The 11,909-nt window shown below is 71.2% G+C and carries 2 protein-coding genes; one reads left to right on the forward strand and one right to left on the reverse strand.

Annotation, left to right across the window (positions count from 1 at the left end; translation table 11 throughout):
• Nucleotides 1–40 precede the first annotated feature (40 nt).
• The gene (locus tag AC07CM_RS41500) at nt 41–10,486 is read left to right on the forward strand and encodes an SDR family NAD(P)-dependent oxidoreductase (RefSeq protein ID WP_478881721.1); all 10,446 of its coding nucleotides are present in this window, start codon (nt 41–43) and stop codon (nt 10,484–10,486) included.
• A 151-nt stretch (nt 10,487–10,637) separates the two neighbouring features.
• Here the strand turns inward: AC07CM_RS41500 and AC07CM_RS41505 are convergent, their stop codons facing one another.
• Entirely contained in the window at nt 10,638–11,846 is a 1,209-nt protein-coding gene (locus AC07CM_RS41505) for an RNA-guided endonuclease InsQ/TnpB family protein (protein ID WP_478881722.1), read from the reverse strand.
• Nucleotides 11,847–11,909 lie beyond the last annotated feature (63 nt).

Genomic DNA, 11,909 nt, shown 5'->3' on the forward strand with positions numbered 1-11,909 from the left:
CCGCCACGTTTTCTGCTCTGTGGGAAGGCCTGAAGGGCGTATGACTGCGAACGAGGAAAAGCTCCGCGACTACCTCAAGAAGGTCACCGAGAGTCTCCAGCAGACGCGCCGCCGCGTCGCCGAACTCGAATCGGCTAACGCGCGGAACTCGGAGCCCATCGCCGTCATCGGCATGGCCTGCCGCTATCCCGGCGGAGTCACCTCACCCGAGGACCTGTGGCAGCTCGTCGCGGAAGGCCGTGATGCCATCTCGGAGTTCCCGCGCAACCGCGGCTGGAACCCCGACGCCCTCTACAACCCGGACCCCGAGCACCCCGGGACGACCACCACCCGGCACGGAGGGTTCCTGCACCACGCCGGCGACTTCGACGCCGACTTCTTCGGGATCAGCCCGCGCGAAGCGCTGACCATCGACCCGCAGCAACGCATCCTGCTCGAACTCGCCTGGGAGGCCGTCGAGGCGGCGGGCATCGACCCGGCCGCCCTGCGCGGCTCCGACACCGGCGTCTTCACCGGCATCATGTACAACGACTACGGCAGCCGCCTCCAGCACCCCCACCCCACACCGGCCGCCCACGAGGGCCACGTCGGCATCGGCAGCGCGCCCAGCGTCGCCTCCGGCCGGCTGTCCTACACCTACGGGTTCACCGGCCCGGCCGTTACCCTGGACACCGCCTGCTCGTCGTCGCTGGTGGCGCTGCACCTGGCCGCGCAGTCGCTGCGGAAGGGCGAGAGCAGCCTCGCCCTGGCCGGCGGCGCCACCGTCATGGCCACCCCCAACACGTTCGTCGAGTTCAGCCGACAGCGCGGCCTCGCCCCCGACGGCCGCTGCAAGGCCTTCTCCGCCGACGCGGACGGCACCGGCTGGAGCGAGGGCGCCGCACTGCTCCTCGTGGAACGCCTGTCGGACGCCCGGCGCAACGGCCACCCGGTACTGGCCGTGCTCCGGGGCTCCGCCGTGAACCAGGACGGCACGAGCAGCCAGCTGACCGCCCCCCACGGCCCGTCCCAGGTCCGCGTGATTCGCCAGGCGCTCGCGTCGGCCGGGCTTGCTCCGGGTGAGGTGGATGTGGTGGAGGCGCATGGGACCGGGACGCGGTTGGGTGATCCGATCGAGGCGCAGGCGCTGTTGGCGACGTATGGGCAGGGTCGGGAGGTGCCGTTGTGGCTGGGTTCGGTGAAGTCGAACATCGGTCACACGCAGGCCGCCGCGGGTGTGGCGGGTGTGATCAAGGTGGTGGAGGCGTTGCGGCGTGGGGTGCTGCCGCGGACGCTGCATGCTCAGACGCCGACGGGGCAGGTGGACTGGTCCGGTGGTGCGGTGTCGCTGCTGACCGAGTCCCGGTCCTGGGAGACCGACGGACGAGTCCGCCGGGGCGCCGTGTCCTCCTTCGGCATCAGCGGCACCAATGCCCACGTCATCCTGGAACAGGCCCCCACCACCGACCAAGCCACGCCGCCGGAAACCCCGTCCCTCCCCACACCGTTGATCCTGACCGCCCGCTCCGAAGCCTCCCTCGCCGCAGCCGCACGCCGGCTCGGCGACCACCTGTCCTCCGCCTCCGATGGTGAGTTGGGGGATGTGGCGGGGTGGTTGGGGTCGCGGCGTGGGGTGTTGGAGCGGCGTGCGGTGGTGGTGGGTTGGGAGCCGGATGTGGTGCGGGAGGGGTTGGCTGCGTTGGGTGCGGGGGTGCCGCATCCGGTGGTGGTTGAGGGCGTGGCTGGCGGTGAGCCGGGTGGGGTGGTGTTCGTTTTCCCTGGTCAGGGGGCGCAGTGGGTGGGGATGGCGCGCTCGCTGGTGGTGGAGTCGGAGGTGTTCCGGCGGCGGTTCGCCGAGGTGGGTGTGGCGTTGTCGGAGTATGTGGACTGGTCGTTGGAGGAGGTGTTGGTCGATCCGGTTGCGTTGGGCCGAGTGGATGTGGTGCAGCCGGTGTTGTTCGCGGTGATGGTGGCGCTGGCGGAGCTGTGGGGCTCGTTCGGTGTGGAGCCGGATGCGGTCGTGGGGCATTCGCAAGGGGAGATCGCGGCGGCGTGTGTGGCGGGCGCGTTGTCGCTGGAGGATGCGGCGGCCGTGGTGGTGCTGCGGTCGCGGGTGTTGCGGGCGTTGGCGGGGACCGGCGGTATGGCGTCGGTCGGATTGCCTGTCGGGGCCACGGAGAAGCTGCTCGGAGCATGGGAGGGGAGGCTGGGGGTGGCGGCGGTGAACGGGCCGCAGTCCACGGTCGTTTCCGGCGACGCCGAGGCGATCGAGGAGCTGGTGGCGCGGTACCAGGACAGTGACGTGCGGGTGCGCCAGGTTCCGGTGGACTATGCCTCGCATTCGCATCACGTCGATGCCCTGCGCGAGGAACTGACCGGGTTGATCGGTCACATACGTCCGCGTGAGTCGGTGATCCCGTTCTATTCGACGTTGACGGGTGGCTTGCTGGCGGACACGCGGGAGCTGACGGGGGAGTACTGGTTCGAGAATCTGCGGCGGCGGGTGCGCTTCCAGGATGCGGTGGAGGCGTTGTATGCGGACGGGTTCCGGGCGTTCGTGGAGAGCAGTCCGCATCCGGTGCTGACGGCCGGTGTGCAGGACGCGGTGGATGCAGCCGGGAGCGATGCGGTGGTGGTGACGGGGACACTGCGGCGTGAACGTGACGATCACGTGCCGCTGCTGACGGCGGTGTCCACGCTGTTCGTGCACGGGCACCCGGTGCGCTGGCCGGCACGGGTGCCCGCCAACGCGGCGCCGCCTGCCGGGCTGCCGACGTACGCCTTCGACCACCACCCCTACTGGCTCGACACCCCGGCACCGACCGGTGGCGCGCGCACCGAGCGGCACCCGTTCGTGAGCACCGTGGTCGACCGTGCCGACGACGGCAGCCTGGTCCTCGAAGGCGCCCTCTCCCGCACGGCCCAGCCCTGGACCGGCCACCACGCCCTCGACAGCACCCGGCTCCTCCCCAGCGCCGCCCTCGCCGAACTCGCGCTGTACGCCGCCGACGCGTCCGGCCTGGACCAGGTCGAGGAACTGGTGCTCACCCGGCCCCTCGTCCTGCCGGACGACGAGCACACCGCCGTCGCCGTCCAGGTGGTGCTGGCACCGCCTGAGGACGACAGCCGCCGCGCCTTCGCCATCCACGCCCGCACCGGCGACGGGCACCAGCGCTGGGAACAGCACGCCGAGGGCACCCTGTCCCGCGCCGCCGACGCGACGGACGACGACCACCCCTTGGGCCCGCCTACCGCCTGGCCGCCCACCGGCGCCGAACTCCTCGCCACAGAGAGGCTGTACGCGCACCTCGCGGACCTCGGGGTGACGTACGAGGAGACCTTCCATGGCGTACAGGCCGCCTGGCGGGACGGCAAAACCCTGTACGCGGAGGTCGCCCTGCCCGAGGAGATCCCTGCGCCCGACGACGGCACCGCCACCTTCGGTATCCACCCGGTGCTGCTCGACGCCGCACTGCACCCGCGCGCGCTCCTCGACCAGGCCTCCGCCGACGTGCGCATGCCGTTCGTGTGGTCCGGACTCACGCTCCGGGCGACCGGGGCACGGCTGCTCCGCGTGCGCATCGCACCCACGGCGGACGGAAGCACTGTCGCTCTCACGGCGACCGACCCCAGCGGCCAGGCTGTCCTGACCGTCGACACCATCACTCTGCGCGCGCCCGCCGCAGCCGACCTCACCGCACCAGCGGCGAACCGGAGCATCGAGGACCACCGGCCCGCACCCCGGCCGCGGCGCCGGGTCGCCGAACAAGCGGGGCATGGTGCCGGCGGCCTGGCCGACCGGCTGCGACGCCAGTCAGAGCGCGAACAGCGCGCCACACTCAGGGACCTGGTCCAAGACGAGGTCGCCGCCGTCCTCGGATACGACTCTGCGGCAGCCCCCACCGCAGACCGGGCCTTCAAGGACCTGGGCTTCGACTCCGTCCTCGCGGTCGAACTACGCAACCGCCTCGGCCGCATCACCGGTCTGCGGCTGCCCGCGACCCTAGTCTTCAACCACCCCAACCCGGCAGAACTGGCCGCCCACCTGCACAGCCAACTCCTCGCCCCGGCCGACGCCACGACCGAGGACCGGAGCGCCGCTCGGGACGCCGACGCGGAGGAGGCCGACGACCCCATCGTCATCGTCGGCACGGCCTGCCGCTATCCGGGCGGCGTGCACTCCCCAGAGGACCTCTGGCAACTGGTCGCCGACGGCCGTGATGCCATCTCGGAGTTCCCTGAGGACCGCGGCTGGAACGTTTCCGCGCTCTACGACCCGCACCTGACAGCCCCCGGCACCACCTCCACCCGGCACGGTGGATTCCTCTACGACGCGGCCGAGTTCGACGCCGACTTCTTCGGGATCAGCCCGCGCGAGGCCACCGCGATGGACCCGCAGCAGCGACTCCTCCTGGAAACCTCCTGGGAGGCACTGGAGTCGGCGGGCATCGACCCCGCCTCCCTGCGCGGATCCGCCACCGGCGTTTTCACAGGACTCATCTACACCGAGTATGGCGGGCGGTCCCGGCTCGGACGGCCCGACGCAGAGGTGGAGGGCTACCTCGGCACGGGCAGCGCGGGCAGTGTCGCCTCCGGCCGCCTGTCCTACACGTACGGCTTCACCGGCCCCGCCCTGACCATCGACACGGCGTGCTCGTCGTCGTTGGTGGCGCTGCATCTCGCGGCGCAGTCGCTGAGGAAGGGCGAGAGCAGCCTGGCGCTCGTTGGCGGCGCCACCGTCATGGCGACACCAGACATGCTTATCGAGTTCAGCCGGCAGCGCGGACTGTCCCCGGACGGCCGCTGCCGTGCCTTCTCGGCGGACGCCGACGGCACCGGATTCTCCGAAGGCGTCGGACTGCTGGTCGTGGAGCGACTGTCGGACGCGCGGCGCAACGGCCACCCGGTGCTGGCCGTGCTGCGAGGGTCGGCGGTGAACCAGGACGGTGCCAGCAACGGTCTGACCGCACCGAACGGCCCGTCGCAGGAGCGGGTGATCCGTCAGGCGCTGGCGTCGGCCGGGCTCACCGCGGCTGATGTGGATGTGGTGGAGGCGCACGGGACGGGGACGCGGCTGGGCGACCCGATCGAGGCACAGGCGCTGCTCGCGACGTACGGGCAGGGCCGTGAAGTGCCTTTGTGGCTCGGGTCGCTGAAGTCCAACATCGGTCACACGCAGGCCGCCGCCGGTGTCGCGGGCGTCATCAAGATGGTGGAGGCGTTGCGGCGCGGGGTGCTGCCCCGGACGCTGCATGCCGGGACGCCGACGGGGCAGGTGGACTGGTCCAGCGGTGCAGTGTCGCTGCTGACCGAGTCCCGGCCCTGGGAGACCGACGGACGCACACGGCGCGCCGGAGTCTCGGCCTTCGGCATGAGCGGCACCAACGCCCACGTCATCCTCGAGTCCGCGCCACCGCACCCGGCACCCGACACTGCCGAGACACCTTCCCTGCCCATCCCGCTGATTCTCAGCGCCCGCACACAACCGGCGCTTGCCGCACAGGCCCACAACCTCGCCGCGTACCTCGAAACGTCGACTCCCGGTGACGTGGCGGGGTGGCTGGCGTCGCGTCGTGGGGTGTTGGAGCGGCGTGCCGTGGTGGTGGGCTGGGAGCCGGGTGTGGTGCGGGAAGGGTTGGAGGCCTTGAGTGCGGGCGTTCCGCATCCGGCGGTGGTCGAGGGTCTGGCCGCCTCGGAGTTGGGTGGGGTGGTGTTCGTCTTCCCTGGTCAGGGAGCGCAGTGGGTGGGGATGGCGCGCTCGCTGCTGGTGGAGTCGGAGGTGTTCCGGCGGCGATTCGCCGAGGTTGGCGAGGTGTTGTCGGAGTATGTGGAGTGGTCTTTGGAGGAGGTGCTGCCGGATCCCGACGCGTTGGGTCGGGTTGATGTGGTGCAGCCGGTGTTGTTCGCAGTGATGGTGTCGTTGGCGGAGGTGTGGCGCTCCTTCGGTGTGGTGGCGGATGCGGTGGTGGGGCATTCGCAGGGGGAAATCGCGGCGGCCTGCGTGGCGGGTGCCTTGTCGTTGGAGGACGCGGTGGCCGTGGTGGTGCTGCGGTCGCGGGTGTTGCGGGCGCTGGCCGGGACCGGGGGGATGGCGTCGGTCGGCCTGTCGGTGGGGGAGACGGAGAAGCTGCTGGGGTCGCTGGAGGGCAGGGTGGGGGTGGCGGCAGTCAACGGACCGCACTCCACGGTCGTCTCCGGCGACGCCGAGGCCATCGAGGAACTGGTGGCACGGCATCGGGACAGTGAGGTGCGGGTGCGCCAGGTCCCGGTGGACTACGCCTCGCACTCCCACCACGTCGACGCCCTGCGCGACGAACTCTCTGAACTCCTGGGGCACATACGTCCGCGAGAGGCCGCGATCCCGTTCTATTCGACGTTGACGGGTGGCTTGCTGGCGGACACGCGGGAGCTGACGGGGGAGTACTGGTTTGAGAATCTGCGGCAGCGGGTGCGGTTCCAGGACACGGTGGAGGCGCTGTACGCGGATGGGTTTCGGGCGTTCGTGGAGAGCAGCCCGCACCCGGTCCTGACCGCCGGTGTCCAGGACACCGTCGATGCGGCCGGGGCCGACCACGTCGTGGTGACGGGCACGCTGCGGCGTGACCGTGACGATCACGCGCCGCTGCTGTCCGCGGTGTCCACGCTGTTCGTGCACGGGTATCCGGTGCGCTGGCCGGTCCAGGTGCCCGCGCACGCGGCGCCACCGCCGGGCCTGCCCACTTACGCCTTCGACCACCACACCTACTGGCTCGACATCGCGTCCGACCGCAGTGACCCGGGTCTCCTGGGGCTTGACGTCACCGATCACCCGCTTGCCGGCGCCACCACGACACTCGCCGACGGCACGACCCTCTACACCGGCCGGATCGGCACCGCCGCCGACCCGGAGTGGCTCGCCGACCACGCCGTCGGCGAGACCGTGGTCCTGCCGGGCACCGCCTTCCTCGACCTCGCCCTTCTCGTCGGGGAACACGCGGGCGCGCCTCACGTCGACGAACTCACCCTGTGGGCACCTCTCGTCCTTGACGGCGCGCCCGTGGACATCCAGGCGACCGTGCGAACAGCCGACACGGACCAGGAAGGCGCCGATGCCGGACAGCTCGAACTCACCGTCCACGCACGCCGATCCGGCACTCCGGACGCACCGTGGGTGCGGCACGTCACCGCCACCTTGACGAAAGAACCGCCCTCCGTCGCCGAGCCGGACTTCCGACCGACGGGCACCTGGCCGCCGTCCGGAGCGACACCCGTACCGGTGGAGGGGCTCTACGACGAACTCGCGGCGCGCGGCTACACGTACGGGCCTTCCTTCCGCGGCGTACAAGCGGTCTGGCGGCACGGCGCCGACGTCCTTGCCGAGGTGGCTCTCCCCGACGAGGGAAGGCTGCGCGCGGACGTGTCCCGGCACCCCCTGCACCCGGCGCTCCTCGATGCCGCCCTGCACCCGCTCGCCGCGGGACTCCTGGATTCGGACGACGGTGGAGGCACTCAGCTGCCCTTCTCATGGACCGGGTTCACGCTGCAGGCCACCGAGGCGACGGCTGTACGTGTGCGGCTGCGCAGGACCGAGCGCGGCGGAATCGGAGTGTCTCTGGCCGACCCGGCAGGCGAACTTGTCGCCCATGCCGAGGAGCTGACACTGCGGGAGCTCGCCGAAGGGGCACTGCTCCGGCCCCCGGCCGACGATGGCGATCACGACGGTCTCTACACTGTCGAATGGGTGGCGCGGGTGCGCCTTGATACGGAGGGCCAATCCGGGGACGCGGAGCCGGTACGTCCGGCGGGTGATCCGCCGCAGGTGGAAGTGCTCCCCGTGACCTCCGGACCCGACGCGTTGCCCGGCCCATCTGCCGCCCATGTCCTCGGCGCGCTCCAGTCGTGGCTGGCAGATGAGCGCACGCAGGACCACACCCTCGTCGTCCACACCCGGCGCGGCATCAGCACCGGCCGCGAAGATGCCCTCGCGGACCCGGCGACGGCCGCCGTATGGGGACTCGTGCGCAGTGCGCAAACCGAGAACCCGGGGCGTGTCGTTCTCGTCGACTCGGACACAGAGGTGATCGACGCATCCGTCCTCGCTACCGCCCTCGCCCTCGGCGAACCTCAACTGGCCGTGCGCAGCGACGGGTTGTACGCTCCGGCTCTCACTCCACTGCCCGCGAGTCCGGAGGGCTCACTCACTCCGCCGGCCGGCATCGGCGCCTGGCGGCTCGCCCCGGCCGGGACGACCCTCGACGCCCTCACCCTGGAGGCCGCCCCCGACGCTACCCAGCCACTCGGCCCCGGAGAGATCCGCATCGCCGTGCGTGCAGCGGGGCTCAACTTCCGTGACGTTCTCATCGCGCTCGGCAGCTACCCTGGAACCGCCCCGCTGGGTACCGAGGCGGCGGGTGTCGTCACCGAGGTCGGGTCCGGCGTACCGGACCTGTCCGTGGGCGACCGGGTCACCGGCTTGTTCGGCGGTGCGATCGGACCGGTCGCCGTCACCGACCGCCGGCTCGTCGCACGGATCCCGGAGGGCTGGACGTTCGCCCAGGCGGCCGCCGTGCCCGCCGCCTATCTGACCGCCTGGTACGCACTCGTGGACCTGGCACGGCTGGAGGCCGGTCAGCGGATTCTCGTGCACTCGGCGGCGGGCGGCGTGGGGCACGCCGCCGTCTACCTGGCGCGCCATCTCGGCGCCGAGGTGTTCGGCACCGCGAGCCCCGGCAAGTGGCCGACACTGCACCGGCTGGGCCTTGACGAGCAGCATGTGGCGTCCTCGCGCACCCTCGACTTCGAGGAGCACTTCCGTACGGCCGCTGGGGACGACGGCTTCGACGTCGTCCTGAACTCCTTCACCGGGGACTTCGTCGACGCCTCGCTGCGGCTCCTCGGCCCCGGCGGATGGTTCATCGAGATGGGCAAGGCCGACATCCGTGACGCCGACGAGGTGCGCGCGATCCGGCCGGGCGTCTCCTACCGGGCGTTCGAGCTCATGGAGGCCGGGCCCGAGCGGATCGCCGCGATCCTCGGCGAGCTGCTGCCGCTGCTGGAGAGCGGAGCCCTGCCCGCACTGCCCCTCGCGGCCTGGCCCGTCCCCCAGGCGCCCGCCGCACTGCGTCACCTCGCCCAAGCCAGGCACACCGGCAAGCTCGTCCTGACCCTGCCCCCCGCGCCCGACCCGGACGGCACCGCCCTGATCACCGGCGGCACCGGCTCACTGGCCGCCCACGCCGCGCGGCACCTCGTGACCCGGTACGGCATCCGACATCTGGTGCTCGTCGGACGGCGAGGCCCCGACGCCCCGGGAGCGACTGAACTCGCTGCAGAACTGGATGAGTTGGGCGCCAAGGTCACAATCGAGGCTGCCGATGTGGCGGATCGGGGGCAGCTGGCCGACCTGCTCGGCCGGATCCCCGACGCCCACCCACTCACCCTGGTGCTGCACGCCGCGGGCGTGCTTGACGACGGCGTCCTCGCCTCCCTGGACGCCGCGCGCCTCGACACCGCACTCGCGCCCAAGGCGACGGCCGCCCGCCATCTGTACGAACTGACCCGCAGCGCGGACCTCGCAGGACTCGTCCTCTACTCCTCCCTGTCCGGCCTCGTCGGCGGCGCTGGACAGGCCAACTACGCAGCCGCCAACACCTACTTGGACACGCTCGCGGCGCGGGCCGCCGCTGCCGACGGGCTGCCCGTCACCTCCGTGGCCTGGGGCCTGTGGGCCGGTGACGGCGGCCTGACCGGACATCTGGACGCCACCGACCGGGCGCGTATGGCGCGCGGCGGTGTCGCCCCGATGGACGCCGCCCAAGGGCTCGCGCTCCTGGACGCCGCCCTGCACGCACCGCACCCGGCCGTAGCCGCCGCACACTTCCACCTGCCGCCCGGCACCGCACCCGACAGCGTGCCCCACGTACTGCGCGGACTCCTCCGTGCACCCGGCCGGCGGATCGCCGCACAAGCAACGACCCGTGACGGCGGTGATGCCCTGCGCGACCGGCTGGCCGTTCTCGGCGCGGACGAGCGTCTCGAGACCGTGCTCGCCCTGGTCCAGGCCCACGCCGCCGCCGTCCTGGGCCGGCCCGCGGACAGTGCCGACGGTGGCGAACGGGCCTTCAAGGACATCGGGTTCGACTCCCTGACCGCCCTCGAACTGCGCAACCGGCTCGCCCGCGCGACCGGACTCAAGCTCAACGCCACCACCGTCTTCGACCATCCGACCCCGACCGCGCTGGCCCGCCACCTCGCCGAACGCCTCACGCCCGACGACACCAGGCACGACATCTCGCCGCTGGACGAACTCGCCCGGATCGAGGCGCTCGTAGCGACCCTGCGCCACGGAAGCGAAGCCCACACCGCCGTACGTACCCGGCTGCGAGCCGCGCTGCGCAGGCTGGACGAACAGACCTCGGCGCCAGAAGCACCGGCGCCCGGAACTGCGGAGGACGACCTCAGCGACGTCACCGACGAGGAACTGTTCGCGGCGCTGGACCAGGAGATCGAGACACCGGACCCCCGCTGACCCGGCCGCCGCCGACCGCCCCGCGGGGCCTGGGCGGAACGGCCCGGCCCCGCACCCTGCTCACCAGCACGACGCCGACTGCGAGAGCACGATGCCGAACGCGCAAGCCGTACGCCCAGGAGCGCAGACACGCCTTGACTTCCTCCCCCGCCTAAAGGCGGGGGATTCCTGCGGTCGCCCGTTGGGTTTCCTGCTTCATCGACGACTGCCCCGTCCGGGAGGACTCCCGTTGAGGTCTTACACCGTCTCCACAGGCAGACGCCGCCAGCCCGGCGGCCAGGATGTTGCGTGCCGCGTTCACGTCGCGGTCATGCACGGCGCCACAGGCGCACGTCCACTCGCGGACGTTCAGCGGCAGCTTCCCGCGGACCGTGCCGCAGTTCCCGCACAGCTTGCTGGACGGGAAGAAGCGGTCGATCACGACGAGTTCGCGCCCGTACCAGGCGCACTTGTACTCCAGCATGGAGCGAAGTTCCGTCCAGGCCGCATCCGAGATGGCGCGCGCGAGCTTGGCGTTCTTCAGCAGGTTGCGGACGGTCAGGTCCTCGATCACGACCGTTTGGTTCTCACGGACGAGCCGAGTCGACAGCTTGTGCAGGAAGTCGCGGCGCCGGTCGGCGATCCGCGCATGGACGCGAGCGACCTTAACCCGGGCCTTCTCGCGGTTGACCGAACCCTTCACCTTCCGCGACAGCTCCCGCTGCGCGCGCGCCAGCCGGAGACGGTCACGGCGCTCGTGCTTCGGGTTGGCGATCTTCTCCCCGGTGGACAGCGTCACCAGGGACGTGATCCCGGCGTCGATGCCCACAGCCGCCGTGGTGGCGGGGCCCGGGGTGATGCTGTCCTCGCACAGCAGGGACACGAACCAACGCCCGGCCGCGTCACGGGACACTGTCACGGTCGTCGGCTCCACGCCTTCGGGCAGCGGACGCGACCAGCGAATATCCAGCGGCTGGGCCATCTTCGCCAGCGTCAGCTTCCCGTCACGCCACTTGAAGGCGCTGCGGGTGTACTCGGCCGACGCTCGGGACTTCTTCCGGCGCTTGTAGCGCGGGTACTTCGCTCGCTTGGCGAAGAAGTTCCCGAACGCGGTCTGAAGGTGACGCAGCGCCTGCTGAAGAGGGACGCAGGACACCTCCGCCAGGAAGGCCAGTTCCTCGGTCTTCTTCCACTCCGTCAGCGCCGCCGACGACTGCACGTAGGACAGGCGGCGCTGCTCGCCGTACCAGGCCCGTGTGCGCTCCTCCAACGCCTTGTTGTACACGAGGCGGACGCAGCCGAACGTGCGGGACAGCTCTGCTGCCTGCTCGTTCGTGGGGTAAAAGCGGTACTTGAACGCCCGCTTGACCTGCTGCGTCATAGCTCACATTCTATCAGTTCCCGTGTAGACGACGGGTGTCGGCCGGTGGTCATAGACGCCGAA

It is taken from the genome of Streptomyces sp. NPDC044061, from assembly GCF_056434305.1.

Coding starts and splice junctions, on each gene's coding strand:
- AC07CM_RS41500 (WP_478881721.1), top strand. CDS start 41: ATGACTGCGAACGAGGAAAAGCTCCGCGACTACCTCAAGAAGGTCACC.
- AC07CM_RS41505 (WP_478881722.1), bottom strand. CDS start 11,846: ATGACGCAGCAGGTCAAGCGGGCGTTCAAGTACCGCTTTTACCCCACG.